The sequence below is a fragment of the Nocardioides proteolyticus genome, assembly GCF_051280635.3.
Classification (GTDB): domain Bacteria; phylum Actinomycetota; class Actinomycetes; order Propionibacteriales; family Nocardioidaceae; genus Nocardioides.
Genome location: NZ_JBNBPO030000001.1, coordinates 70825 through 96195 on the forward strand (window position 1 = coordinate 70825; position 25371 = coordinate 96195).

The 25371-nt window shown below is 72.7% G+C and carries 31 protein-coding genes; 30 read left to right on the forward strand and 1 reads right to left on the reverse strand.

Features of this window, described 5'->3' with window-relative positions:
- Nucleotides 1-143: 143 nt before the first annotated feature.
- Nucleotides 144-1202 carry a protein-glutamate methylesterase/protein-glutamine glutaminase gene (locus tag ACPOLA_RS00355; RefSeq protein WP_435768360.1) on the reverse strand — a complete coding sequence of 353 codons (1059 nt, stop codon included), beginning with the start codon at nucleotides 1200-1202 and terminating at the stop codon, nucleotides 144-146.
- Nucleotides 1203-1286: 84 nt separating this feature from the next.
- On the opposite strand from ACPOLA_RS00355, the gene ACPOLA_RS00360 reads away from it, so the two are divergent.
- The 30 genes from ACPOLA_RS00360 to ACPOLA_RS00505 all read left to right on the forward strand — a co-directional run bounded on the left by ACPOLA_RS00360 (nucleotide 1287) and on the right by ACPOLA_RS00505 (nucleotide 25316).
- A complete protein-coding gene (locus ACPOLA_RS00360) occupies nucleotides 1287-2207 on the forward strand; it encodes a CheR family methyltransferase (protein WP_435768361.1) in 921 nt (306 codons plus the stop codon).
- A 12-nt stretch (nucleotides 2208-2219) separates the two neighbouring features.
- A complete protein-coding gene (locus tag ACPOLA_RS00365) occupies nucleotides 2220-2606 on the forward strand; it encodes a response regulator (RefSeq protein ID WP_435768510.1) in 387 nt (128 codons plus the stop codon).
- Nucleotides 2603-3103 carry a chemotaxis protein CheX gene (locus tag ACPOLA_RS00370; RefSeq protein ID WP_435768362.1) on the forward strand — a complete coding sequence of 167 codons (501 nt, stop codon included), beginning with the start codon at nucleotides 2603-2605 and terminating at the stop codon, nucleotides 3101-3103. The genes ACPOLA_RS00365 and ACPOLA_RS00370 overlap by 4 nt, the downstream gene beginning before the upstream one ends.
- Nucleotides 3104-3141: 38 nt before the next feature.
- On the forward strand, nucleotides 3142-3501 hold the full coding sequence (locus tag ACPOLA_RS00375) for a response regulator (protein WP_435768363.1): 360 nt from the start codon (nucleotides 3142-3144) through the stop codon (nucleotides 3499-3501).
- Between the two features lie 10 nt (nucleotides 3502-3511).
- Nucleotides 3512-3991, forward strand: a complete 480-nt coding sequence (locus ACPOLA_RS00380) for a hypothetical protein (protein ID WP_435768364.1) — start codon at nucleotides 3512-3514, stop codon at nucleotides 3989-3991.
- 168 nt (nucleotides 3992-4159) lie between these two features.
- Nucleotides 4160-4519: a flagellar basal body rod protein FlgB gene (locus tag ACPOLA_RS00385; protein ID WP_435768365.1), complete on the forward strand. Its 360-nt coding sequence runs from the start codon at nucleotides 4160-4162 to the stop codon at nucleotides 4517-4519.
- Nucleotides 4519-4911: a flagellar basal body rod protein FlgC gene (locus ACPOLA_RS00390; protein ID WP_435768366.1), complete on the forward strand. Its 393-nt coding sequence runs from the start codon at nucleotides 4519-4521 to the stop codon at nucleotides 4909-4911. The genes ACPOLA_RS00385 and ACPOLA_RS00390 overlap by 1 nt, the downstream gene beginning before the upstream one ends.
- Before the next feature lie 8 nt (nucleotides 4912-4919).
- A complete protein-coding gene (fliE, locus tag ACPOLA_RS00395; protein WP_435768367.1) occupies nucleotides 4920-5261 on the forward strand; it encodes a flagellar hook-basal body complex protein FliE in 342 nt (113 codons plus the stop codon).
- 13 nt (nucleotides 5262-5274) lie between these two features.
- Entirely contained in the window at nucleotides 5275-6867 is a 1593-nt protein-coding gene (fliF, locus tag ACPOLA_RS00400) for a flagellar basal-body MS-ring/collar protein FliF (protein ID WP_435768368.1), read from the forward strand.
- Nucleotides 6864-7901 (forward strand): flagellar motor switch protein FliG, encoded by a 1038-nt coding sequence (fliG, locus tag ACPOLA_RS00405; RefSeq protein ID WP_435768369.1) that lies wholly within the window; start codon nucleotides 6864-6866, stop codon nucleotides 7899-7901. Before fliF ends, fliG begins: the two co-directional genes overlap by 4 nt.
- Nucleotides 7885-8616, forward strand: a complete 732-nt coding sequence (locus ACPOLA_RS00410) for a FliH/SctL family protein (protein WP_435768370.1) — start codon at nucleotides 7885-7887, stop codon at nucleotides 8614-8616. Before fliG ends, ACPOLA_RS00410 begins: the two co-directional genes overlap by 17 nt.
- On the forward strand, nucleotides 8613-9941 hold the full coding sequence (locus ACPOLA_RS00415) for a FliI/YscN family ATPase (RefSeq protein ID WP_435768371.1): 1329 nt from the start codon (nucleotides 8613-8615) through the stop codon (nucleotides 9939-9941). The genes ACPOLA_RS00410 and ACPOLA_RS00415 overlap by 4 nt, the downstream gene beginning before the upstream one ends.
- Nucleotides 9938-10435: a hypothetical protein gene (locus ACPOLA_RS00420; protein ID WP_435768372.1), complete on the forward strand. Its 498-nt coding sequence runs from the start codon at nucleotides 9938-9940 to the stop codon at nucleotides 10433-10435. The genes ACPOLA_RS00415 and ACPOLA_RS00420 overlap by 4 nt, the downstream gene beginning before the upstream one ends.
- Entirely contained in the window at nucleotides 10432-11466 is a 1035-nt protein-coding gene (locus ACPOLA_RS00425; RefSeq protein WP_435768373.1) for a transglycosylase SLT domain-containing protein, read from the forward strand. The genes ACPOLA_RS00420 and ACPOLA_RS00425 overlap by 4 nt, the downstream gene beginning before the upstream one ends.
- Nucleotides 11467-11942: 476 nt before the next feature.
- On the forward strand, nucleotides 11943-12800 hold the full coding sequence (locus ACPOLA_RS00430; RefSeq protein ID WP_435768374.1) for a flagellar hook-length control protein FliK: 858 nt from the start codon (nucleotides 11943-11945) through the stop codon (nucleotides 12798-12800).
- A 10-nt stretch (nucleotides 12801-12810) separates the two neighbouring features.
- Nucleotides 12811-13305 carry a flagellar hook capping FlgD N-terminal domain-containing protein gene (locus ACPOLA_RS00435; RefSeq protein ID WP_435768375.1) on the forward strand — a complete coding sequence of 165 codons (495 nt, stop codon included), beginning with the start codon at nucleotides 12811-12813 and terminating at the stop codon, nucleotides 13303-13305.
- Between the two features lie 42 nt (nucleotides 13306-13347).
- Nucleotides 13348-14190 carry a flagellar hook-basal body complex protein gene (locus ACPOLA_RS00440; RefSeq protein ID WP_435768376.1) on the forward strand — a complete coding sequence of 281 codons (843 nt, stop codon included), beginning with the start codon at nucleotides 13348-13350 and terminating at the stop codon, nucleotides 14188-14190.
- A 109-nt stretch (nucleotides 14191-14299) separates the two neighbouring features.
- On the forward strand, nucleotides 14300-14605 hold the full coding sequence (locus ACPOLA_RS00445; RefSeq protein WP_435768377.1) for a flagellar FlbD family protein: 306 nt from the start codon (nucleotides 14300-14302) through the stop codon (nucleotides 14603-14605).
- Complete coding sequence (locus ACPOLA_RS00450; protein WP_435768378.1) at nucleotides 14602-15372, forward strand: motility protein A; 771 nt, start codon at nucleotides 14602-14604, stop codon at nucleotides 15370-15372. Before ACPOLA_RS00445 ends, ACPOLA_RS00450 begins: the two co-directional genes overlap by 4 nt.
- 1 nt (nucleotide 15373) lies before the next feature.
- Nucleotides 15374-16339, forward strand: coding sequence for an OmpA/MotB family protein (locus tag ACPOLA_RS00455; protein WP_435768379.1), 966 nt, complete (start codon nucleotides 15374-15376; stop codon nucleotides 16337-16339).
- On the forward strand, nucleotides 16336-16761 hold the full coding sequence (locus ACPOLA_RS00460) for a flagellar basal body-associated FliL family protein (protein WP_435768380.1): 426 nt from the start codon (nucleotides 16336-16338) through the stop codon (nucleotides 16759-16761). The genes ACPOLA_RS00455 and ACPOLA_RS00460 overlap by 4 nt, the downstream gene beginning before the upstream one ends.
- Nucleotides 16762-16879: 118 nt before the next feature.
- Entirely contained in the window at nucleotides 16880-17806 is a 927-nt protein-coding gene (locus ACPOLA_RS00465; protein WP_435768381.1) for a flagellar motor switch protein FliM, read from the forward strand.
- Entirely contained in the window at nucleotides 17803-18600 is a 798-nt protein-coding gene (gene fliN / locus ACPOLA_RS00470; protein ID WP_435768382.1) for a flagellar motor switch protein FliN, read from the forward strand. Before ACPOLA_RS00465 ends, fliN begins: the two co-directional genes overlap by 4 nt.
- Nucleotides 18601-18608: 8 nt before the next feature.
- On the forward strand, nucleotides 18609-19550 hold the full coding sequence (locus ACPOLA_RS00475; RefSeq protein ID WP_435768383.1) for a FliO/MopB family protein: 942 nt from the start codon (nucleotides 18609-18611) through the stop codon (nucleotides 19548-19550).
- Nucleotides 19547-20356, forward strand: coding sequence for a flagellar type III secretion system pore protein FliP (gene fliP / locus ACPOLA_RS00480; RefSeq protein ID WP_435768384.1), 810 nt, complete (start codon nucleotides 19547-19549; stop codon nucleotides 20354-20356). Before ACPOLA_RS00475 ends, fliP begins: the two co-directional genes overlap by 4 nt.
- 4 nt (nucleotides 20357-20360) lie before the next feature.
- Nucleotides 20361-20630 carry a flagellar biosynthesis protein FliQ gene (gene fliQ, locus ACPOLA_RS00485; RefSeq protein ID WP_435768385.1) on the forward strand — a complete coding sequence of 90 codons (270 nt, stop codon included), beginning with the start codon at nucleotides 20361-20363 and terminating at the stop codon, nucleotides 20628-20630.
- A 12-nt stretch (nucleotides 20631-20642) separates the two neighbouring features.
- The gene (locus ACPOLA_RS00490) at nucleotides 20643-21410 is read left to right on the forward strand and encodes a flagellar biosynthetic protein FliR (protein ID WP_435768386.1); all 768 of its coding nucleotides are present in this window, start codon (nucleotides 20643-20645) and stop codon (nucleotides 21408-21410) included.
- Between the two features lie 13 nt (nucleotides 21411-21423).
- Complete coding sequence (locus tag ACPOLA_RS00495; RefSeq protein ID WP_435768387.1) at nucleotides 21424-22569, forward strand: EscU/YscU/HrcU family type III secretion system export apparatus switch protein; 1146 nt, start codon at nucleotides 21424-21426, stop codon at nucleotides 22567-22569.
- A 114-nt stretch (nucleotides 22570-22683) separates the two neighbouring features.
- Nucleotides 22684-24753 carry a flagellar biosynthesis protein FlhA gene (gene flhA, locus ACPOLA_RS00500; protein WP_435768388.1) on the forward strand — a complete coding sequence of 690 codons (2070 nt, stop codon included), beginning with the start codon at nucleotides 22684-22686 and terminating at the stop codon, nucleotides 24751-24753.
- Nucleotides 24753-25316 carry a hypothetical protein gene (locus ACPOLA_RS00505; protein ID WP_435768389.1) on the forward strand — a complete coding sequence of 188 codons (564 nt, stop codon included), beginning with the start codon at nucleotides 24753-24755 and terminating at the stop codon, nucleotides 25314-25316. The genes flhA and ACPOLA_RS00505 overlap by 1 nt, the downstream gene beginning before the upstream one ends.
- The last annotated feature ends 55 nt before the right edge of the window (nucleotides 25317-25371 follow it).

Sequence of the window (25371 nt, forward strand, 5' to 3'; positions counted from 1 at the left end):
CCGCCACCTCGCGCGCCGAAACCCGCCACCTCGCGCGCCGAAACCCGCCACCTCGCGCGCCGAAACCCGCCACCTCGCGCGCCGAATCCCGCCACCTCGCGCGCCGAAACCCGCCACCTCGTGGGTTCGGTCGGACCTCGCGGTCAGGCGGCGCGGGAGCGGCGGACCGTGGAGGTGATCCGGTCGCCGAGGGTCTCGAGCGGCAGCACGTCGTCGGCCAGCCCGGCGCCGGCGATCGCGCCCGGCATCCCCCACACCACGGAGCTCTCCTGGTCCTGCACCAGGATCCTGGCCCCGGCCGCGGCCAGGTCACGGGCGCCGGCCAGGCCGTCCTGACCCATGCCGGTGAGCACGGTCGCCAGCACGCCGCCGCCGTAGATCTCGGTCGCGGAGCGGAACAGGACGTCGACGGCGGGGCGGCAGAAGTTTTCCTGCGGCCCCTGGTCGAGCGCCACGTGCACCTGGCCGCCCGTCTTGCGCAGGCGCAGATGGAAGTCGCCGGGAGCGAGCAGCACCTCTCCGGCGCGCACCGCGTCGCCGTCGGCCGCCTCGCGCACAGTGAGCGCCGAGACCTTGTCCAGCCGCTGGGCCAGCATGGTCGTGAAGACCGGTGGCATGTGCTGGACCACCACGACGGGAACGCCGAGGTCGGCGGGCAGCCGTGGCAGCAGCCGGGCGAGCGCGTCGGGCCCGCCGGTCGAGCAGCCGATCAGCAGCGCCTGCACCGCGGCCGCCGGTGCGGCCGGCCGCTGGCGTCGTACGACGGGAGCGGCCGTGGCCGGCGTCAGCCGTCGCATGCCGGCGAGCGCCCGGATCCGGGGCACCAGCTGGTCGCGGATGGCGGCGATGCCGTCGGCGATCTGCCCGGTGTTGGAGGGCTTGGTGACGTAGTCGGAGGCGCCGCGCGAGAGCGCGTCGAGCGTGGCGGTGGCGCCCCGCTCGGTCAGCGTCGAGAACATGATGATCGGCAGCCGCGGGTGCCTCTCGCGGATCCGGGTGAGCGCACCGAGCCCGTCGAGGTTCGGCATCTCGATGTCGAGGGTGACCACGTCGGGCTTGATCTCCTCGACCATGGCGACGGCCTCGAGGCCGTCCCGGGCGACCCCGGCCACCTCGATGTCGGTCGCCTGACCGAGCGCGGTGGTCACCAGCCGACGTACCAACGCGGAGTCGTCGACGACGAGCACCCTGATCCGTGTCACGGACGCTCCATCGGCCTGTGGGACGGTGTCCTGAGGTTCCCGGAGAGACCTCAGGACCGGACCCCGCTGACCGATGGAGCGGGCATGACCTCCGCGACCTCGTCCACCTTCGCATCGGTCTCCGCCCTCGTCCGGCGCGAGACCTCGATGGTGTACGACGAGGGCAAGGAGTATCTCGTCGAGGCCCGACTGGCCCCGCTCGCGGCGGCCAAGGGCCTCCCCCTGCCGGAGTACGTCGCCAAGCTGGCCTTCGACGCGGTGGAGCGGCGCAAGGTGATCGACGCCCTCACCATCAACGAGACCAGCTGGTTCCGGGACCACTCGCCCTACCAGGCCTTCGCGGAGGTCATGCTCCCCGACCTCGTCGAGCGCCGACGGCTGACCAAGCGGCTGCGGATCTGGAGCGCGGCCTGCTCCAGCGGGCAGGAGGCGTACTCGATCGCGATGCTGCTCGACCAGCACCTGCCCTCCGACTGGACCTACGAGATCGTGGCGACCGACGTCTCGACCGCGATGCTCGACCGGGTCCGCGCCGGCCGCTACAGCCAGGTCGAGGTCAACCGCGGCCTGCCCGCCGCCAACCTGGTGCGCTACTTCAGCCGCGTCGGCCGGGACTGGGAGATCGCCGAGCACCTGCGCGAGCGCGTGTCGGTCAAGCACCTCAACCTCGCCTCGCCCTACGCCGGGCTCGGGATGTTCGACGTGATCTGGCTGCGCAACGTGCTCATCTACTTCGACGCCGAGACCAAGCAGGACATCCTGCGCCGGATGCTGCCGATGCTGATGGCCGACGGCTACCTGCTGCTCGGCGCGTCGGAGACCACCCTCGACCTGCCCGCCGACCTCGCCGAGGCGTGGCGCCGGGACCAGATCGGCCGCGTGCAGGCCCACCGCCGGGCCGACGCGCCGGTCGTCGCGGCGGGTGCGCCCGCCGCCGTACCCCCCCACCCCCTGAGCACCCCCGGGCCCGAGCCCCGGCGTGACCTGACCATGACAGGAGCCTGATCTGTGCGCGCGATGATCATCGACGACTCCCGGGCGATGCGGAGCATCCTGCGCCGCATCGTGACCGGGCTGGACTTCGAGACCGCTGAGGCCGGGCACGGCCAGGAGGCGCTGGACCAGATGCGGTCCGGGCCCGTCCCCGACGTGTGCCTGGTCGACTGGAACATGCCGGTGATGGACGGCTACACGTTCATCACCGAGGTCCGCGCGAACCCGGAGTGGCGCAACGTGACGCTGATGATGGTCACCACCGAGAGCGAGCAGCGGCAGATCGTCCGCGCGCTCGCCGCGGGTGCGCACGAGTACGTCATCAAGCCGTTCACCCCGGAGGCGATCACCGAGAAGCTCGAGCTGCTCGGCCTGGTGCCGGCGAACGCGGGGAACGAGGTGCTCGCATGAGCGCCACCTCCCTGGGGACCACCGGCGACGGCGTCGCCGTCCCGGAGCTCGACGACGTGCGCTCGGTGACCGAGGACGTGTGGAGCGCGCTGCTGGGTGACTCCGAGCCGCTGCTCCCCCGCGCCGTGCCCGCCGACGCACCGTTCGACGCCGCCGGCGCCTGGTCGGCAGCGGTCACGGTGAGCGGTGGCTGGCAGGGCGTGGTCACCCTCGAGCTCGAGGAGCAGGCCGCCCGCCGGCTCACCGCGGAGATGCTCGCCATCCCGGCCGTCGACGAGGTGTCCGACGGCGACGTCGCCGATGCCGTGGGCGAGCTGGTCAACATGGTCGGCGGCAACCTCAAGGGGATCATGCCCGGCCCCAGCGACCTCTCGCTCCCGGCGGTGGCCGCCGGCCGCGCCGCGTTCGGCGCCGATGTCCGCGAGGTCTCGCGGCTCGACGTGGCGTGGCGGGGAGAGCCCGTGCGCGTCTGCGTGCACGTCCCGGTCCGCTCCTGAGCCCTGTCCACACCTGCACAACCACTGAGGGACGTCCCATGAAGATCCTGATCGCCGACGACAGCCGTGTGATGCGGCAGATCGTCATCCGCACCCTGCGCCAGGCCGGCCACGGCGGGCACGAGATCGTCGAGGCCGAGAACGGCCGGCAGGCGCTGGAGATGGTGCAGACCGAGGCGCCCGACCTCGTGCTCTCGGACTGGAACATGCCCGAGATGAACGGCATCGACTGCCTCTCGGCGCTGCGCGCAGCGGGCTCGACGGTGGCGTTCGGGTTCGTCACCTCCGAGGGCTCCGACGAGATGCGCCAGCGGGCCGAGTCCGCGGGTGCGTCGTTCCTGATCGCCAAGCCGTTCACGCCGGAGGCGTTCGACGACGCGCTCCGCAGTGTGCTGTGACGGTGCTGTCATGACCGTCCACCTGCCCCAGCCCAAGCAGCTGCGCGACCTGCTGACCGACCTGCTCGACCGCGAGGTCACGCTCGAGGCCGCGGCGCCGTACGCCCCCGGCCCGGAGACGCCCGCCTCGATCGCGGTGTACGTCGACGACCAGCTCCGGATCTGCGCCCTCATGGTGTGCGACCTGGCGTTCTCCGCCCACGCCGGCGCGGCCATCGGCCTGGTGCCGGTGGGCGGCGCCGAGGCGGCCATCGAGGAGGGCAAGCTCGGCGACACCATCGCCGAGAACCTCTACGAGGTGCTCAACATCGCCGCCTCCACGTTCAACGTGCCCGGCGCCGACCACCTCAAGCTGCACGCCCTGCACCCCGCCGGACCCCCGCTCGACCCCTCGCTGCGGATCAGCGCCCTGACCCTGGGCCGCCGCGAGGACCTCGCCGTGGACATCGCCGGCTACGGCTCCGGCCACCTCTCCGTCGTACTGCTCTGACGCCGAGCGCGCGTGGCGCAGTCGGGCGAAAGTCCTGCCGCCGCGCCGCTCAGGTACGACGCCCGCTGACCGATCAGCACCTCGAGCACGGACTGCTCGCCCCCGCCGAAGGACCGGCACCGATCCCGTAACCGCCCCCAGGGCGGTTCTCACGAGGAGACCCGCTTCGTGTCCTTCGCATCGTCCGATGCCGTCGGCTTCGTGCTGCACTCCGCGATCAACGGGCTGTCCACGCGACAGCAGGTGATCGCCGACAACATCGCCAACGTCGACACGCCCGGCTTCCGCGCGCGCAGCGTCGAGTTCGAGTCGGCCCTCTCGCAGGCGGTCGAGCGCGGCAGCGCGTCGGCCACCTCGGTCGGCGTCACCGTCTCCCCGACGCAGACGCCGGTCGGTGCCAACGACAACAACGTCGACCTCCGCAAGGAGTCGATCGCCGCCATCCAGACCCAGTACCAGTACCAGGTCATGGGCCGGGCGATCAGCGACCGGCACTCGCGGCTGGGCACCATGGGCGGCGCGTTCTGATGGGCGCCTTCGAGACGCTGCGCATCGCGAATACCTCGCTGGGCGCCCACCAGGTCTGGCTGGACGCACTGGCCGGCAACATCGCCAACGCCAACACGATCACCTCCACCGACGAGGACGCCTTCCAGGCGACGTTCGTGGTGATGAACCCGCGCGAGGGTGGCGGCGTGGACGTGGCCGGCTTCGCCAAGTCAGACCCGGAGGGCCGGATGGTCCACGACCCGGGCCACCCGCTGGCTGACGAGGACGGCTACGTGCGGGCGCCGGAGCTGGACATGTCCGCGCAGATGGGGCAGCTCGTGATGGCCCAGCGCGGCTACCAGGCGTCGGTGCAGGTCACCAAGAGCGCCCAGGACACCTACACGGCCGCCCTCCAGATCGGGAGCAGGTGACCGCGGCGATGAGCATCTCGCCCCTCGAGTTCCCCTCGCTGCCCTCCGTCGGCGGTGCCCAGCAGCTGGCCGGTGTCTCGCTCGCCCCGGCGACCGGCGTCCAGGCTCCCTCCGGCGTGCAGGGTCCGGACAGCGAGTTCGGCTCCCTCGTGCTCGACGGCCTCGACCGGCTCGAGGGCCTCACCGACCGCGCCGACGACCTCGCCGTCAAGGCGGCCACCGGCGACCTGGAGAACATCCACGACTACACGATCGCCGCGAGCGAGGCCTCCGTCGCGAGCCAGCTCACCGTCGCCCTGCGCAACAAGGCGGTCGAGGCCTTCAACGAGATCATGCGGATGCAGGTCTGAGGACTGATCACCGATGCAGCAGAGACTCAACAGCCTCCTCTCGCGCGGTCGCGAGACGTTCGGCTCCTTCACCACCGGCCAGAAGGCCGTCGCCCTGATCGGGACCGCCGCGCTGCTGATCGCCGCGTTCATGGTGTTCCGCTGGGCGTCCGCGCCGAGCTACTCCCCGCTCTACTCCAACCTCTCCGGCGAGGACGCCAGCGCCGTGATCGAGGAGCTCGACGCCCAGGGTGTCCCCTACGAGATCACCGGTGGCGGCGGCACGATCATGGTGCCCCGCGCCGAGGTCTACACGACCCGGATCGCGCTGTCCGGCAAGGGCCTGCCCGCCAGCACCGACTCGGGCGGCTACCACCTGCTCGACGACCAGGGCCTCGACACGTCGGAGTTCCAGGAGCAGACCGACTTCAAGCGAGCCATGGAGGGCGAGCTCTCCAGCACCATCGAGGCGATCGACGGCGTGGAGACCGCAGTGGTCCACCTCGCGCTGCCCGAGAAGCAGGTGTTCAGCGACCAGCAGGACCCCGCCACCGCCTCCGTCCTCGTCGACACCGCCACCGGCACCACCCTCGACGAGGAGCAGGTGCAGGCGGTCGTCCACCTCGTCGCCTCGAGCATCGACGGCCTCGACCCCAAGAAGGTCACCGTCGCCGACTCCACCGGCAAGGTGCTGTCGAACGACGGCACCGACTCCGGCGCCGGCGCCGCGTCGGCGCGGGCCAAGCAGGTGCAGGCCTACCAGGACCAGATGCAGTCGGAGATCCAGGCGGTGCTCGACCGGGTCGTCGGCCCGGGCAACTCCACCACCACCGTGACCGCCGACCTGGACTTCGACAAGGCGGTCACCGAGAGCCGCACCTACGAGCCGGCCGAGGACGTCCCGCCGTCGTCGGAGACCCGCTCGGAGGAGACCTACACCGGTCCTGCGGGCGCCGGTCCCAACGGTGCCGGCGGCGTGGTCGGACCCGACGGCCAGATGGACCCCGGGGCCGCAGGCGCCGGCGAGGGCAACTACCAGAAGTCCAGCCGCACCCGCGACAACCGGGCCAACGAGACGGTCGAGCAGCGGGAGAAGGCCCCCGGCGAGGTCGACAGCCTGCACGTGGGCGTGGTGCTCGACGCGACCGCCGCCGCCGCCATCCAGCCGGAGGCCCTCGAGGACATCATCAGCAGCGCGGTCGGCATCACCGCCGACCGGGGCGACACCATCGAGGTCTCGGCACTGCCCTTCGACCGGTCCGCCGAGGAGGCGGTCGCCAAGGAGCTCGCCGCGGCCGAGGCCGCCGAGGCCGCCGCCCGCAAGAACGCCCTCCTGCGCAACATCGCCATCGGCGGCGGGATCGCCCTGATGATCCTGCTGGCCTGGCTCCAGGCCCGGCGCCGCGCGGCGGCCCGCGAGGAGGCGACGTCGTACCTCGTCGAGCAGCTGCGCGCCGACGCCGCGAAGCGGACGCCCGAGCTCGAGAGCCCCGCACTGGTGGCGCTCGAGTCCACGGAGCCCGAGGAGGACGACACCTTGCGTGACGACCTGATCGCGCTCGTGGAGAAGCAGCCCGAGGACGTCGCAGCCCTGCTGCGCGGCTGGCTCGTGGAGCCGCGGCCATGACCCTGATGACAAACGGCGTCAGCAGCTCGGCCCTCGCCACGCTCGGGGTGCGCAAGGCCGCGATCCTGCTCATCCAGCTCGGCAAGGACCGCGCCGCCCAGGTGATGGCCCACCTCGACGACACCGAGGTCGAGAACATCTCCGCCGAGATCGCCCGGCTGGACGCGGTGTCGGCGGCCGAGACCGAGCAGGTGCTCACCGAGTTCCGCGACCTCGCCACGGCCCACGCGCACATCACGCAGGGCGGCTTCGGCTTCGCCCAGCAGCTCCTCGAGCAGTCCCTCGGCCCCGAGCGGGCCAAGGAGATCATGGAGCGGCTGCACGCGGCGGCGGTGCAGATGCCGTTCCAGTTCCTGCACCGGGCCGACCCGGCGCAGCTGCGCAGCTTCATCGCCGACGAGCACCCGCAGGTGATCGCGCTGGTGCTCGCCCACATGCCGGCCGACAAGGCCTCCATGCTGCTCGGCGGGCTTCCCGCCCACCAGCAGGCCGTGGTCGCGCACCGGATCGCGGTGATGGACCGCACGTCACCCGAGATCGTGCGCACGGTGGAGTCGGTCCTCGAGCGCAAGCTCTCCTCGATGCTGCAGCCGGCCGAGGTCTCCCGCGTCGGGGGCGTCGACCCGCTGGTCAACATCATCAACCGCTCCGACCGGCCCACCGAGCGCCAGATCGTGGAGGGCCTGGAGGGCCTCGACCCGTCGCTGGCCGACGAGGTCAAGAGCCGGATGTTCATGTTCGAGGACATCGTCGGCCTCGACGACCGCTCCGTGCAGCAGGTGCTGCGCCAGGTCGACACCGCCGAGCTGGCCCTGGCCCTCAAGGGCGTCAGCGACGCGGTGCGGTCCAAGATCACCGGCAACCTGTCCGAGCGTGCCGCCGAGAACCTCCTCGAGGAGGTCGACCTGCTCGGCGCGGTCCGGCTGGCCCAGGTCGAGGAGGCGCAGCAGAGCGTCATCCGCACCATCCGCCAGCTCGAGGAGCAGGGCCAGATCATGGTCCGGCGAGGGAACGACGATGAGTTCATCGTCTGACGCGCGGATCGCGCAGCACATGGTGCCCGGGCTCGCCCCGGTCGTGGTGCTCCCGGCCGACGCAGCCGGGGACGCCGCCGGACTCGAGACGCCGGAGCTGCGAGTCGGGCAGTGGACCCGCCTCGGTGGCCGGAGCGTGCTCGGCGACGCCGTCACCGAGTCGCTGCTCGCCGGCATCGCCGCCGAGGCCCGCGACGCCGCCCGCGCCCAGGGCTACGCCGTCGGCTGGGCGGAGGGACGCCGCGCCGCCGCGGAGGCGGCCGCCGAGGAGGAGGCGCGTCGCGCCGCCGTACACGCCGAGGCGGAGGCTCGCCGCGAGGCCGAGCACCGCGCGGCCGTGGACCTGCTCGGTCGAGCCGGCGAGGAGGTCCGGTCGCTGCTGGCCCAGCTGGCCGCCCGGATCGAGGACCAGGCCGCCGCTGTGGCGTGGGCCGTGACTCGCGAGGTCGTCGGCCACGCCGCCGCAGGGCTCCCGCCGGCGGACGTCGTCGCCCGCGTGCTCCAGGTGCTTCCCGCCACCCCGGTCGCGCGGGTCCGGCTGCACCCCTCGGTCGCCGGCGATGCCGCCGTCCGTGAGCTCGGCGACCGTGGGCTCGAGATCGTGGCCGACGCGTCGCTCGACCCCACCGACGCGCTCGTCGAGGGCACCGACGGCTCGGTGACCGACCTGCGCGTCAGCGAGGCGCTGGAGCGCGTGCGGGAGGTGCTCTCGTGACCACCACCCTCGGCGAAGCGCGTCCCGTGGCGATCGACGAGGTCGTCGCGGCCGCGCGGCCGCTGCGGCTCGGCACGGTGTCCGAGCTGGTGGGCCTGCACCTGGAGGTGCGCGGACTGCGCGCCGCCGCCGGCGATTTGCTGGAGGTGCGTACGGCGTCCGGGCCGCTGCTGGCCGAGGTCGCCGCTCTCCGGCCCGCCTCGGCGATCTGCCTGCCGCTCGGCGCGACGACCGGCGTCCGGATCGGCGACCACGTCCGGCACACCGGCGGGCCGCTGCGGATCAGCGTCGGTGACGCCCTGCGCGGCCGGGTGCTCGACGGCCTCGGCCGGCCCGTCGACGGCGGTCCGCCGCTCGCGTCGCTGCCCGGTCTCGAGGTCGTCTCCACCGAGCTCGACGCACCGTCCGCGCTGTCCCGGCCGCGGATCTCCGAGCCGCTCGGCACCGGAGTGCGGGCACTGGACTCCCTCGTGCCCGTCGGACGCGGCCAGCGGCTCGGCATCATGGCCGGCTCCGGCGTCGGCAAGTCGTCGCTGCTCTCCATGATCGCGCGCGGGACCGATGCCGCCGTCAACGTGATCGCCCTCGTCGGCGAGCGCGGGCGCGAGGTGCGCGAGTTCATCGAGGGCGACCTCGGCGCCGAGGGCCTCGCCCGCTCGGTGGTCGTGGTGGCCACCTCCGACGCGCCGGCGGTCGAGCGGCTCCGTGCCGCGTTCACCGCCACCCGGATCGCGGAGTGGTTCCGCGACGCGGGTCGTGACGTCGTACTCATGATGGACTCGCTGACCCGGGTCGCCATGGCGCAGCGCGAGATCGGCCTGTCCGCGGGCGAGCCGCCCGCGACCCGCGGCTACCCGCCCAGCGTCTTCGGCCTGCTGCCCCGGCTCCTCGAGCGCGCCGGCACGTCCGCGACCGGCTCCATCACCGGCCTCTACACCGTCCTCGTCGAGGGCGACGACCTGCAGGACCCGATCGGCGACACGGCGCGGTCGATCCTCGACGGCCACGTCGTGCTCTCCCGCGAGCTCGCCACCTCCGGCCACTTCCCCTCCATCGACGTGCTGGAGTCTATCTCCCGCGTGCACGGCGCGGTCACCACCCGCGAGCAGCAGGACTCCGCCGCGCTGCTGCGACGGATGCTGGCCGCGCACCGCTCGGTCAAGGAGCTCGTCGAGATCGGCGCGTACGTCGCCGGCGCCGACGCCTACGCCGACGCGGCCCTGGCCCGGCTGCCGCGGATCGAGGAGTTCCTGCGGCAACGGATGGACGACGTCACGCCGCGTGACGAGACCTGGTCCCGCCTCGGGCAGCTGGTGGCGTCATGAGCACCGCCCGACGGCACCCCGACGACCGCGGCCTGGCCGCCGTCGCCCGCGTGCGTGAGGTGCGCGAGACCGACAGCCGGATCGGCCTGCAGCGCGTGCTCGCCGACGAGGCAGCCGTCGTCGCCCGGCTCACCGACCTCGAGTCCCGGCTGCAGGCGGCCCCGACCGTCGGGCAGGAGTCGACCAGCGAGCTGCTCGGCCGCCGGGCTGCGCTCGCCGGAGCCGGTGTGCTGATCCAGGAGTCCCGCGCCGATGCCGCGCTCGCGGCCGGCATCACCGCGGAGGCCCGGGTCCGCTGGGGCGCCGACAAGGCCCGGCTCTCGGCCGTCGAGCACCTGCTGGACCGGCGGGCCGCGCGGCGTCGTACCGACGCGCAGCGGCGGGCCGACCGCGAGGCCGACGACATCGCCGCGCAGCGCTGGGCGCGGGAGCGCGCCGGCAGCCACACCGGCCACGACAACCACCACGACGATCCCCACGGAGGAGCCGCATGAGCGTGGACCAGGTCACCGCGCGGATCGCCCAGATCCAGGCACAGCTGGCGCAGTTCGCGCCGGCACGCGCGACGAGCTCCTCGAGCAGCGGGTTCGCGACCGAGCTGGCGTCCGAGACGACCGCCATCGACCCGGCCACCGGGCTGCCGGTGGCAGCCCCGGCCGACGGCGCGACCGGCACCGGCGGCGCTGGTGGAACCGGCGGCGCTGGCGGCGCAGGTGGGGTCAGCGGCGAGGACGTCGTCGCCGAGGCGAGGAAGTACCTCGGCCTCCCGTACGTGTGGGGCGGCACGTCGCCCACCAAGGGCATGGACTGCTCGGGCCTCGTGCAGGTGGTCTTCAAGAACCTGGGCTACGAGCTGCCCCGCGTCTCCTACCAGCAGGCGGCCTCCGGACGACCGGTGAGCAGCATGGCCGAGGCACAGCCCGGCGACCTGCTCGCGTGGGACAACTCCAGCCGCAACAACGGCGTCGACCACATCGCGATCTACATCGGCAACGGCAAGATGATCGAGGCGCCGCGGACCGGGCTGAACATCCGGATCATCGACGTGCCCTCCACCCCGGACGTCATCCGACGGGTGATCGGCGACGCGCCGGCCACCGCCCGGGCCTCCGCCGCCGCCGGACCCGGCATGGCCGCGCGGGTCGGCGAGAGCACGCCGTACGCCGGACTGATCAACGCCGCCGCCAACCGCACCGGCGTGCCTGCCGAGCTGATCGCGGCCGTCGCGAAGCAGGAGTCGGGCTTCAACCCGCGGGCCGTCAGCCACGCCGGCGCGCAGGGGATCATGCAGCTGATGCCGGCCACCGCCCGCGGCCTCGGCGTGGGCAACCCGTTCGACCCCGCACAGGCGATCGACGGCGGCGCTCGGCTGCTGAAGTCGCTCCTCGACCGGTTCGGCCGGACCGAGCTCGCACTCGCCGCCTACAACGCCGGTCCCGGGGCCGTCGCCCGCTACGACGGCATCCCGCCCTACCGGGAGACCCAGAACTACGTGCGGAGCGTGATGGCGATGGTGAGCAACTGATGAGCATCGCTCCGTTCCTGCCGGGACCCGCGCCGGCTGCCGGGCCTGCCGGACGTGCCGGCGGTGCCGGCGCTGCGGGCGCCGACCCCGGTGCGACCGACGCGTCCGCCGGCGGCCAGCCCGCGCCCGGCTTCGTCGACGCACTCGCCGCTGCGCTCGGAGCGATCCCGCCGGTGGCGGGCGCGACAGCTGCCGGCCCGCCCGCCGAGGGGACTGCTCTGGGGGGAGCCCCCTCGGCGGCGGGCGAGCCCGGACCGGTCTCCACGAACGGTCCGGGGACCGGCGTCGCGCCTGGTCTCGGGGTCGGTGTCGGGGCCGGCGGGGGCGGTGCTGCGGCCGGCGTGCTCGTCCCCGTGTCCGCCGAGTCGGGCCTTCCGACCGCCGACTTGGGGGTTGCGTCCCCCGAGCCGGGCGTTCCGACCCCCGAGTCGGGACTTGCGTCCCCAGAGCCCGGGCTGCCGACCGACGACTCGCTCGTGGGACCGCGCCAGCACGGCGCGGCGACCGCCGCGCCGGGGACTGCATCGTCCGAGCCGGCGGCGTTCGGTCCCGCCGGCGGACCGGCCACGGGCCGGCTGCCGCTGGAGACCGCGAGCGTCGGCGGACCGACCGGCGACCCGTCGTACGACGAGCTCGCCGGCCCCGCCGCGTCGCGCGCCGCGACGGCCACCGGTCCCGGATCGACCGGCCCGAGTGCCGACTCGATCAGCGCAACCACCAACTCGGCGGTCGCAACTCCCAACTCGGCGGTCGCGAGCGCCAGCTCGGCGGGCGGAAACCCCAACTCGGGAAGTGGGGTGCAGCGGGCCGTGGTGCAGCAGGTGTTCCCGGAGGTGACCCGGCTGTCGACCACCGGCAACGGCGCCCACCGGATCACCCTGAGCCTCCAGCCGGCGCAGCTCGGCGAGGTGCGGGTGACCCTCGTCGTCCGGGACGGCGCCGTGACGGTGAGCCTCGGCGGCGAGGCGGGCAACAGCGCCGTCCAGCAGGCGCTCTCGTCCGGCGCGTCGGAGCTGCGCCGGATGCTCGAGCTCGCCGGCGCGACGGATGCCCGGATCTTCGTCCGCGACGCACAGAGCGGCACCGCGGCGAGCCAGGGGAGCCACCAGCAGACCGGCCAGCAGCTCGGCCAGCAGCTCAGCCAGCACGCAGACCAGCAGCCCGGCCAGGGGGCCGGCGCAGCCCGGCAGGACGCGGAGGCACGGGACCGCCGGCAGGGCCGCGACCAGCAGCCGCACCCGGCTGCCCCGTCACGACCCGGTGCCGCGGACGGCGTCGCCGGCACCACGCAACCACGAACGACGGCATCCGGTCGCCTCGACCGGAGCCTGTGAGGAGGGATCGATGTCGATCAACGCCACCGAGGCGGTGGGCTACGGCGTCACGTCGGGCGCCAAGAGCTCGGCGAGCACGAGCGGGTTCGGGGACCAGCAGGTCTTCCTGGAGCTGATGGTCGCGCAGATGCGCTACCAGGACCCGCTCAACCCCAGCGACTCCAGCGAGTTCATGGCCCAGACCGCGCAGTTCACGGCGCTGGAGAAGATGCAGGCGGTCGCCGACCAGACCGCGATGCTGCTCAGCACCCAGCTCGCGTTCGGCGCCAGCGCGCTGATCGGCCAGACCGTGCGCTGGAACGACGCCAGCGGCGTCGAGCAGAGCGGAACCGTCCAGGGCACCACCTACCTGTCCACCGGCCCGGTGCTCAGCGTCGACGGCAAGGAGGTGCCGATGACCGACGTCACCAGCGTCGGCGACGCGCCGACCATCCAGGGCACCGCACCGCAGTCCGGCACCGGCACCTGGCAGCCGCCCGTCGGCACCCCCGGCACGACCGCCTGACCACCAACCGCACCATCGAACCAGCACCTCGAGGAGAACCCCATGCTTCGCTCGCTCTTCGCCGGCATCTCCGGCCTCCGCACCAACCAGACCATGCTCGACGTCACCGGCAACAACATCGCCAACGCCAACACCACCGGCTTCAAGTCGAGCACCACCGTGTTCGCCGACACGCTCAGCCAGCAGCTGACGGCGGCGTCCGGCGGCAACGCCGAGCGCGGCGGCACCAACCCGATCCAGATCGGCCTCGGCGTCCAGCTCGCCGCGACGACCACCAACTTCAACCAGGGCTCTGCGCAGACGACCGGTCGCCCCACCGACCTGATGCTCCAGGGCGACGGCTTCTTCGTGCTGCGCGACGGCGGCGAGAACGTCTACACCCGCGCCGGTGCGTTCACCTTCGACCAGACCGGCACCCTCGTCGCGCCCAGCGGCATGCGGGTCCAGGGCTACGAGCTCGACGGTGCCGGCCTTCCCGTCGGCGCCCCCGTCGACGTCACCCTCGACATGGTCGTGCCGCCGCCGGGCGTCGAGCTGACGTCGTACTCCATCGCGGCCGACGGCAAGGTGCGCGGCGTCTACTCCGACGGCGTGCAGCGCGACATCTGTCAGCTGGCGGTGGCCGACTTCAACAACCCCGCGGGCCTGGACAAGATCGGCGACACCGCGTTCCGCGAGTCCGCCAACTCCGGCGCTGCCGAGCTCGGCGTCGCCGGCGAGGGCCAGCGCGGCCAGATCATGGCCGGCGCGCTGGAGATGTCGAACGTCGACCTGTCGGCCGAGTTCACCAACCTGATCCTCGCCCAGCGCGGCTTCCAGGCCAGCTCCCGGGTGATCACCACCAGCGACCAGGTGCTCGAGGAGCTCGTCAACATCAAGCGCTGACCGAAGGCCACGTCGTCGGCCGCTCAGGCTCGGGCCCGAGCGGCCGATAGGACGCCCGAAGGGCCACGGACGGCCCGGAAACACCACGCACGCACAGGGAGGTGCACCCGTGATCTCGTTGACCCGTCTCTCCGGCACGACGTTCCTGCTGAACGCCGACCTGATCGAGCGCGTGGACTGCACGCCCGACACCGTCGTCACGCTCGTGGACGGCACGAAGTACGTCGTCTCCGACTCGCTGGAGGCCGTGCTCGACGCCGTCCTCGGCTACCGGGCCGCGATCGTGGCGCGGGCCGCACTGCCCGACGCCGCCGTCGTGGCACCCGTGCGCCCCCCCACACCGCCGACCCGCCTGGCCGCCGTGCCGCAGCCCGACCAGGGGTCCGACCGACACCGCGGAGGAACGCCGTCATGAAGGACCTCGCCACCGCGATCGGCATCGGCGGCGCCCTCGGCGTCATCATGCTGGCCAACATCCTCGAGGGCGGCAGCCCGGCCAGCCTGTTCCTGCTGCCGCCGCTGCTGCTGGTCTTCGGCGGGACGCTGCTCGTCTGCGTCGCCGGCGGGACGCTGTCCGACGCGAAGAACGCGATCGTGTCGGTGAAGACCGCCCTCACCGGCAAGGTGGCGACCTCGGCTGACGTCGTGCCGGTCGTCGTCGAGCTCTCCGACGCCGCTCGTCGGGAGGGCATGCTCGCCCTCGAGAGCCGGCTCGCCGACATCGACGACCCGTTCCTGGTCAAGGGCGTGACCCTCGCCGTGGACGGCATCGACCCCGAGGAGCTGCGCGAGATCATGGAGGCGGAGGTGCACGCCAAGCGCTCCACGGACAAGCACTCCGCCAAGTTCTTCACCGACGCGGGCGGCTATGCGCCGACGATCGGCATCGTCGGGACGGTGATGAGCCTGGTCCACGTGCTCGAGAACCTCGCCAAGCCCGACGAGCTGGGCCACATGATCGCGGCAGCGTTCCTCGCCACGCTCTGGGGCGTGCTCTCGGCCAACGTGCTGTGGCTGCCGATCGCCGCGCGGCTCAAGCGGCTCAGCGAGCTCGAGTGCACCCGGATGGAGATCGTGATCGAGGGCGTCGCCGCGATCCAGGCGGGCTCCAACCCGCGGGTCGTCGCGCAGAAGCTGCGCTCGCTGCTCCCGCCGCAGGAGCAGGTCGAAGAGGCAGCCTGACATGACCCACAAGGCGGGCGGCAAGGGGAAGCGCAAGGGCCACGAGGAGGAGCACGAGAACCACGAGCGGTGGCTCGTCTCCTACGCCGACATGATCACCGTGCTGATGGCGCTGTTCATCGTCCTCTACGCGATGAGCCAGGTCGACGAGACCAAGTACGAGCAGCTCAAGGAGGGCCTCGCCGTCGGCTTCGGCCGCGAGCAGTCCATCCTCAACGGCGCCGACCCGGTCAGCAGCGCCAAGGGCGTCGACGACCCCGGCGAGACCACCAACAAGGTGATCCTGCAGGAGGTGCCCGAGGGCCAGCGCCAGGTGGTCGAGCAGATCGTCGCGGAGACGGAGCGGCTGCGCCGCGACCGGCAGTACGGCGAGGCGGAGGAGGAGGTCGAGCGGCTGCTCCGGGTCTGGAAGCGGATCGACCGCCAGCTGCGCGAGCAGGGCCTGCGCGACGACGTTCGGGCGACCATCGACGAGCGCGGCCTGGTCGTCAGCCTGGTGTCCCAGCACGTGGTGTTCCTGCCCGACGTCGCCGAGCTGACGGCCCGCGGACGCCGGGTGGTCGACACGCTGGCACCCGTGCTGCAGGACCTCACCGAGCCGGTCGAGCTGGACGGCCACACCAACCAGGAGAAGGTCAAGCCGAAGTACTTCCCCACCGACTGGGAGCTCTCGCTGGCCCGCGCGGCCCACGTGCTCCGCCGGCTCGAGGAGGTGCACGGCCTGCCCGCCAAGCGGCTGCGGGCGACCGGGTTCGGTCACACCAAGCCGCTCGTCGACCCCGACCTCAAGGGCTCGCAGCGCATCAACAAGCGCGTCGACATCGTCGTGCTGAGCCAGGCCCCGGCGGAGACCAGGGCCCTGATGGCCGAGGCCTACGCAGAGGTACGCCGCAAGGCCGGCCTCGACGACCCGCCCGCCCCCTCCGCCGCCGTACGCGGCGACACACCCGACCAGGAGACCCCGTGAGCACCACCGTCGCACCGCCGGAGACCGAGGCGTCCTCGAAGGGGGGCAAGAAGAAGCTGCTGATCATCCTCGTGCTGGTCGGCGCGCTCGGCGCCGCCGGCTGGTTCTTCTTCCTCAAGCCCTCGAAGGCCGCCGAGCCGAAGCCGGGCGAGGTCGTCCTGATCGAGCCGATCCAGGTCAACCTGGCCGGCGGCCACTACCTGCGTCTGGGCCTCGCGCTGCAGCTGACCGACAAGGCGCACGGAGCCGACGGCAGCAAGGCCGCCGACGCGGCCATCACCGTGTTCAGCGGTCGGCCGGTCGCCGAGGTCAACAAGCCGGAGGTGCGCGAGAAGCTGCGTCACGAGCTCGACGAGGAGCTGCACCACCGCTATCACGGCGAGGTGATGGGGGTGTACTTCACCGAGTACGTCACCCAGTAACCAGCCCACCTGGGACCCCACCCGGGACCCCACGTAGTCAGTTCGGGCCAGGCAGGGCTGTCCGCACGGCGCCGTACCGACCCCTCAGGTCGTCGGGCGGCGCGACGATGGGCCAGCCGTGACCCTCGCCCCGCAACGGCCTCGTCGCCGTGCCCGCACGGCCGAGCCCACGCCGTACGACTTCCGGAGGCCGATCCAGCTCTCCCGCGAGCACCAGCGCACCCTGCAGCTCGGGTTCGACGGCTTCGCGCGGCAGGCCACGACGGTGTTCACCAGCTCGCTGCGCACGGTGTGCTCGGTGAGCCTGGTCGACATCGAGCAGCGCACCTACGCCGAGTACGTCGACAGCCTCGGCCCGTCGACCTACATGACGCTGTTCTCCGCGGACCCGATGCCGGGCACCGGCGTGCTCGAGATCCCGCTGTTCGCGACGATGTCGTGCATCGACCACATGCTCGGCGGCCCGGGGAGCGACGAGCAGCCCGACCGGCCGCTGACCGAGATCGAGGACGGCGTGATCCGCGGGCTCGTCGAGCGCCTGCTCGGGGAGATGCGGTACTCCCTCGGCGGGATCGTTGCCCTGGAGCCGACGGTGAGCGGCGTCGAGTACAGCCCGCAGTTCGCACAGGTGGCCAGCGCAGCCGACGTGATGGTGGTCGTCAACCTCGACCTGCGGATCAACGAGCGCGCGCACCGGATGACGGTCTGCCTGCCCTTCACCGGGCTGCTCCCCCACCTCGCCACCGCCAGCGGCAGCGGCGACGTGTCCGACCGCGAGCGCGCCCAGCGGGCACAGTCGGCCCAGCTGCTCCAGGAGCAGTTCAACCGGGTGCCGGTCTCCGTGGCCGTGCGGTTCCGGCCGATCTCGCTGGACCCGGCGACCCTGGCCGGCCTCGAGCCCGGCACCGTGCTCCGGCTGACCCACCCTGCCTCCGCGCCGCTCGACGTGACGGTCGCGGGCGACACCTTCGCGCACGCCACCCCCGGTGCCCGCGGCCAACGCCTGGCCGCGCTGATCGTCAACACGCCTGAGGAGAACTCATGACCACCACCGACCCGACCGCGCTCGCCGAGGCCGTCGCCGAGGCGGCCGCCGCGTCGCTGCCTGCGGTCACCCCGCTCAGCATGGGTCCGGTGCAGCCGGGCTCCCCGCACGTCACCGCAGCGTTCGCAGGCGGAGCCGTCGCCGACCTCGACGGTGGCGTGCCCGGATGCGTCGTCGTGCTGGTCGGCAAGGAGCTCGTCGACGCCCTGGCGTCGAGCCCGCTCGGCGGACTCGACGTCGCAGCGGCCGTCCAGCCCGCCCTCGACGCCGCCGCCCTCCGGCTGGGCGCTCGGGCCCGCAGCGGCCGCGTCCTCGACCTCGGCGCCGACGGCTTCGACATCACCGCCGAGCTGGGCGGCGGGTTCAGCACCGTTCCGCTCATCGGCACCGGCATCGCGGCCGCCGTGCTGCTGCCCGAGGAGACCCTGGCCGGCGCCAAGGAGCCGCTGACCGCCGAGGAGGCCGCCGCCACCTCCGTGGAGGCCTCCCCCGTGGTCGGCCCGGAGGAGCCGTTCGTGCCCGCCTTCAGCGCTCCGTCGGCTCCCCCGCGCGGCCTCGAGCTGCTGCACGGCGTCGACATGGAGGTGACCGTCGAGCTGGGCCGGACCCGGATGACGGTGCGTGACCTGCTGGCCCTGACCCCGGGCGCCGTACTGGAGCTCGACCGCGCCGCCGGCAGCCCCGCCGACCTGCTGGTCAACGGCCGCCTCGTGGCCCGCGGCGAGGTCGTGGTGGTGGACGAGGACTTCGGGCTGCGCGTCACCGAGATCGTCGACGCGACCGCGACGGCCTGAGGCTCGCGATGTCCTCGGGAGACACCAGCCTCGCCGAGCTGGGGGTGCGCCTCGTCGGGTCGTTGGCGCTGGTCGTGGGGCTGATGCTCCTCATCGCGCGTGCGGTCAACAAGCGCTTCAAGGCGCCCGCCGGAGCGGCGATCCAGGTCGTGCACCGCCAGGCGCTGGGCCGCGGCACCGGCGTCGCGGTCGTCTCCGTGGGGACCCGCGTGCTCGTCGTCGGCACCACCGAGCACCAGATCACCCTGCTCACCGAGGTGGAGCCCGACGAGGTCGGGCTGGACCTCGACGCGGACCTCGGAGCCGGCCTCGATGCCGGCCCCGAACCCGGCTCCGCAGCCCGGCGTCGGAAGGGCTCGGCCCGGCCCGCACCGCTGGGACAGCAGTCCGGTCCGCTGGCCGGCTCGGTGCTCTCCAAGGCGACGTGGAAGCAGACGTTCGCCGCCTTCACCGGCCAGGCCGCCGACGAGGTCCCCGCACCGGTGGACCAGCCCGCTGTCGAGCCCTCCACCGAGCCGGCCGCCGAGCCCGTCGCCGAGGCGGGGGCCGAGCCCGCCGCCGAACCCACCGCCGAACCCACCGCCGAGGCGGGGACCGCCACGGGCGAGGCCGGCGCCGAGGACACCGCGGCGGCGAAGCCGCGGTCCGCCAGGACCCGGACCACCTCGCGTCCCGCCGCGAAGACGGGCACCGGCGCGAAGGCCAGCGGCCCCGCGAAGGCGGCCGACCCCGCCAAGCCAGCCACTCCCGCCAAGCCAGCCGCCCCCGCCAAGTCAGCCACTGCGACCAAGCCGCGCACGACCGCCAAGTCGGGACCCCCGGCGAAGACCGCGGCCGCGAAGCCGAAGCCGCCGGCCAAGCCCCGCACCCCGGCGAAGTCGCGCGCCGCCGCCACCGCTGCCGCACCCGCCGAGGCCACGCTGGTGGCGCCCCCGGAGCCCGTGTCGTGACCATCCTCAAGCGGCTGATCGTCGTCGTCCTCGGCACGGTCGGCCTGGTGCTCCTCGCCCCGGCGGCGTACGCCGACCCGCTCGGTCCCGGCGGCCCCCAGGGCCCCGACGGGCCCACCGGCGGGGGCGGCGGGGGCAGTGTGGAGATCGACCTGGGCGGGATGACCGAGAACCCCAGCAACAGCCTGCTGGTGTTCCTCGCGCTCACGCTGCTCAGCCTGCTGCCCGCGATCCTGCTGACCTGCACGAGCTTCACGAAGATCCTCGTGGTGCTCGGGCTCACCCGCAACGCGCTCGGCCTGCAGCAGACGCCGAACAACCAGGTCCTCGCGGGACTGGCGCTGTTCCTGAGCCTGTTCATCATGGCGCCGGTGCTGTCGGAGATGAACGACGCGGGCGTCCAGCCCTATCTCGACGGCGCCAAGAGCACGTCCCAGGCCTACGACGACGGCATCGAGCCGCTGCGCAGCTTCATGCTCGACAACACCGGCGACGAGGAGCTCCAGCTGCTGACCTCGGTCGCCGACCGGGAGCTGCCCGAGAACCGCGACGACGTCTCCACCGCGACGCTGATCCCGGCCTTCGTCCTGTCCGAGCTCAAGGACGCCTTCATCATCGGCTTCATCATGTTCATCCCGTTCCTGGTCATCGACATCGTGGTGAGCGGGGCGCTGATGAGCCTGGGCATGATGATGATGCCACCGGTGATGGTGTCGCTGCCGTTCAAGCTGCTGCTGTTCGTGATGGTCGACGGGTGGGCCCTGGTGATCAAGTCACTGGTGGCGTCGTACGGCGGCGGGGGCTAGCGCGATGACTGACACCGCCATCATCGAGATCGCGCTGAAGACCATGATGGTCGCGCTCAAGCTCTCCGCGCCCATCCTGGCCACGTCGCTGGTCATCGGCTTCGTGATCTCGCTCTTCCAGTCCATGACACAGATCCAGGAGTTCACGCTCTCCTTCGTGCCCAAGCTGGTGGCCGTCGGGGTCGCCCTGCTCATCTGCGGCAACTGGATGCTGCACACGCTGATGACGTTCACGCGGGAGCTCTTCGAGATCCTGCCCGGTCTGCTGGCCTGATCGGCTCGTGTCGTGACCCTCTCCGTCGACGGTGCCGCCTTCACCGCGCTGCTCCTGGCGTCGGTGCGGGTGGTCGCGTGGATCGCCGTCGTGCCGCCGTTCGCGACCCGCGGCATCCCCGCGATGGCGAAGGTGGTCCTGGCGCTCGGCCTGTCCTTCGCGATGGCTCCGGTCCTGGCCACGCAGGAGCTGCCGTCGACGACGCCGGCGCTGCTCCTCGCGACCCTCTCGCAGGCGCTGATCGGGCTGGCGATGGGCTACGTCACGATGCTGCTCTTCGCCGCGGTGGGCGCCGCGGGCGCCCTGATCGACCTGTTCGGCGGCTTCGCGCTGGCCGCGGCCTGGGACCCGCTCGGGATGAACATGAACACCGTCTTCGGCCGGTTCCACCAGATGCTGGCCACGGTGCTGCTGCTGGCGACCGGTGGTCACCTGCTCGTGATCGGCGGCCTGCTGTCGACGTTCCACCACCTGCCGCTGACCGGCCTGCCGAAGGTCTCCAGCTGGGACGGCGTGGTCGTCACCGCCTTCTCGATGTTCTTCACGGTGGCGGTGCAGATGGCGCTGCCGATGATCGCGGTGCTGTTCGTCGCCGACCTCGCGCTGGCGCTGCTGACGAAGGTCGCGCCGCAGCTCAACGCGCTCAACGTCATGTTCCCCGCCAAGGTCGGGCTGACCCTGCTGCTGCTGGGGCTCTCCTTCCCGATGCTGCCCAACGCCGTCGAGCGCCTGGTGGGCCTGGCCAACGAGGCCATGGCCACCATGGCCGGCGTCGGATGAGGGGGGTGCGCCGATGACCGACCAGGAGAAGACCGAGAAGCCGACTCCGAAGCGGAAGAAGCAGGCCCGCAAGGACGGCCAGGTCCCCCGCACGCCCGAGCTGGGCGGCTGGCTGGGCCTGCTCGTGGTCTCCCTCGCGATGGGTCCGCTGCTGGACCGCGAGATCGACCAGCTGCAGGCGATGCTGGCCACCCACCTGCGCGCGGCCGAGCGGCCGTCGGTGCCCCTGGCGCTCACCCTGCTGGGCGACGCGTTCCAGCACGTCTTCGTCGTGCTCATCATCCTCGGCGCCATGGTGCTGGTGATCGGCGTCATGTCGGCGCTGGCACAGGGCGGCTTCTACCTCTCGCCGAAGCTGGTGAAGCCGGACGCGAAGAAGCTGGACCCGATCAAGGGCGCCAAGCGGATCTTCGGCCCGCAGGCGGCCTGGGAGGGCATCAAGGTGCTCGCCAAGAGCGCGGTGGTCGGCTTCCTCGCCTACGGTGCCGTGCAGGCGATGATGCCCCTGGTCGGTGGGCTGGTGCCGATCGACGTGGTGCTGGCGAAGGTCGCCGACGAGGTGTCCAGCCTGATGGTCTCGGTGTCGGTCGCCGGCCTGGTCATGGCCGCCGCCGACTACGCGATGATGCGCCGACGGATCGGCAAGCAGATCCGGATGAGCCACAGCGAGATCAAGCAGGAGCACAAGCAGGCGGAGGGCGACCCGCTGGTCAAGAGCGCCATTCGCTCCCGGCAGCTCGCCGCCGCGCGCAACCGGATGATCGCCGACGTCCAGACCGCCGACGTGCTGCTGGTCAACCCCACCCACGTCGCGGTGGCGCTGCGGTACGACGCCGAGCAGGGCGCGCCGCGGGTGGTCGCCCGCGGGGCGGGGGCGATCGCCGCGAAGATCCGGGAGGTGGCGACCGAGGAGCGGATCCCGCTCGTCCGCGACGTCCCGCTCGCCCGCGCGCTCTACCGCCACTGCGAGGTCGGCCAGGAGATCCCGCGCGAGCTGTGGGCGGCCGTCGCGCAGGTCCTCGCGTTCGTGCTGAGTCGCCGCAACCAGGGTCAGTACGGCGGCGAGCACCGCACCCCGCGTCGTACCGACGAGCTGCCCGAGGTGCTGGACGCGGCTCGGCGCCGGCGGGCGGGCGCTGCTGCAGGAATCACCGGCTAACCCCCTCAGGACCGCGCAGGACGCGCCGATCAGGACGTACGACACCAGGACGGCGTCACCCCCTTACGTGCCACGGACGGCGCTCCCGCTGATGCGAGAGGCTGAACCCGCCGCATGCCCGTGAAGTCGCTGACCAAGCTCGGTGTCCCGCTCGGCATCGTGCTGATCGTCGTGATGCTCGTGGTGCCGCTGCCCGCGGTGCTGCTGGACCTGCTGATCGCCCTCAACATCACCGGGGCGCTGCTGGTGCTCATGGTGGCGATGTTCATCCACAAGCCGCTGGAGTTCGCCGCGTTCCCGTCGGTCATCCTCGTGATGACGCTGTTCCGGCTCGCGCTCAACGTGAGCGCGACGCGGCTGGTGCTGCTCGACGGCTACGCCGGCAAGGTCATCGACACCTTCGGCCACTTCGTCGTCGGCGGCTCGCTGATCGTCGGCCTGATCGTGTTCGCGATCCTCCTGGTCATCCAGTTCATCGTCATCACGAACGGCGCCGGCCGGGTCGCCGAGGTCGGCGCCCGATTCACGCTCGACGCGATGCCGGGCAAGCAGATGGCGATCGACGCCGACCTCAACTCCGGCCTGATCGACGAGGAGGAGGCTCGGCGCCGGCGCGCCGAGGTGCACGCGGAGGCGGACTTCCACGGCGCGATGGACGGTGCGTCGAAGTTCGTCAAGGGTGACGCCATCGCCGCGATCGTGATCACCCTGGTCAACCTCCTCGGCGGTTTCGCGATCGGCGTGGCTCAGCACGGCATGCCGTTCGGCGAGGCGATCCAGACCTACTCGCTCCTCTCGATCGGCGACGGCCTGGTCTCCCAAATCCCGGCACTGCTGCTGTCGGTGGCGACCGGTCTGATCGTCACCCGCTCCGTGGCCGACTCCGACATGGGCTCCGACATCGTCGGCCAGATCTTCCAGCGCCGGATGCCGTTGCGGGTCGCCGGCTTCGGCGCCCTCGCGCTGTGCCTCATCCCCGGCCTCCCGAAGCTGCCGTTCCTCGTCGCCGGAGGCCTGATGCTGATCGCGGCCAGCCGGATCGACGAGTCGGCGGCGGCGAGCGCGGCCGCTCCCGAGCACGCCGCGGGAGAGCCGGTCGAGTCACCGGACTCCCCGGAGGCCCTCGCCGCCGAGATCCGCGTCGACCCGCTCGGCCTCGAGCTCTCCGCCGACCTCATCGACCTCGTCGACAGCCGCTCCGGCGGCGACCTGCTCGACCGGGTGAAGGCCCTCCGGCGGAAGGTCGCCGGTGAGCTGGGCATCGTCATCCCGCCGGTGCGGACCCGCGACAACCTCGAGCTCCCGGCCAACACCTACGCCATCACCCTCTTCGGCGCGGAGGTCGCGCGCGGCGAGGCGCCGCGCGGCACGGTGCTCGCGATCGGCGACTTCCTCGACTCGCTGCCCGGCACGCCGACCCACGAGCCGGTGTTCGGGCTGGACGCCAAGTGGATCCCCGCCGAGCTGCGCCACCAGGCCGAGATCGGTGGCGCCACCGTCGTGGACCGCGCGTCGGTCGTCACCACCCACCTGGCCGAGGTCGTGCACTCCCACGCCAGCCGCCTGTTGGGCCGCGAGGACGTGCGCCTGCTGACCGACGTGGTCAAGCGCTCCCACCCGGTCGTGATCGAGGAGCTCACGCCCACCCAGCTGCCGCTCGGCGAGGTGCAGCGGGTGCTCCGCGCCCTGCTCGACGAGCGCGTCCCGATCCGCGACCTCGTCCGGATCTTCGAGGCGCTCTCCGTCCGCGCCGCGGCCACCAAGGACCTCGACGCCCTCGTCGAGGCCGCACGGGCCGCGCTCGAGCCGGCCCTCGCGGCGCCGTACGTCGTGGGCGGGGTGCTCCACGCGATCAGCTTCGAGCCGATGCTCGAGCAGCAGATGCTCGAGGGCCTCCGGCAGACCGAGCAGGGCGCTGTCGTCGTGCTCGACCCCGACGTGGCGCAGAACGTGCTCGTCGGGCTGGCGCGGGCGGTGAACGCCGCCGAGAACACCGACACCCGCCCGGTGCTGGTGTGTGCGCCCCAGCTCCGCGCCGCCGTACGACGCCTGGTGGCGCCCGCCGTCGAGCGGCTGCCCGTGTTCTCCTACTCCGAGCTCGGCGCGGCCCGCCAGGTCCGCTCGGTCGGTGTCGTCGGCGCGACCGGGTCGTCGACCGGTGCGCTCGCCGCGGTGGGTGCCTGATGGCCCGCCGGCACCGTCACCTCGACGGCACGGAGCACACCGGAGAGCCGGCGCTGACGGCCGACGCGCTGCTGGTGCGCCGGCCCACGGCCCCACCGCCCGCCCTGGTCGACGTGCGCGTGCTGCTGGTCGCCGCCCTGGTCGCCTCGCCGGCGGCGTACCGGACGGCGCAGGGACTGCTGTCGGTGAGCGAGGCGATGACCCGGTACCTGCTGGTCGCCCTCGGCTGCGTCGTGGTCTCGGTGGTGATCCGCGCGCTGTGGCCGCTGGTGATCGGCACTGACGTCACCGACAGCAGCCCCGGCTCCCTCGGCACCGATGCTGCCGGCGCGGGTGCACTCGGCTCGACGGCTGGGCTCGACGGGCTCGACGGGCTCGGCTCGATGGATGGCCTGGACGGGCTGGACGGGCTCGGCGCTCTCGACGCCGGCCCGGCCGCGGGGACGGGGCTCGAACAGCTCGGACAGCTCGGACAGCTCGACGAGCTCGACGGGTTCGGCGGCTTCAGCGCGTTCGACGACCTGGACTCCCTCGAGCTGTCACCCGGCACGCGCGAGGGCTGAGCGCCGAAACCCGCCACCTCGCGCGCCGAAACCCGCCACCTCGCGCGCCGAAACC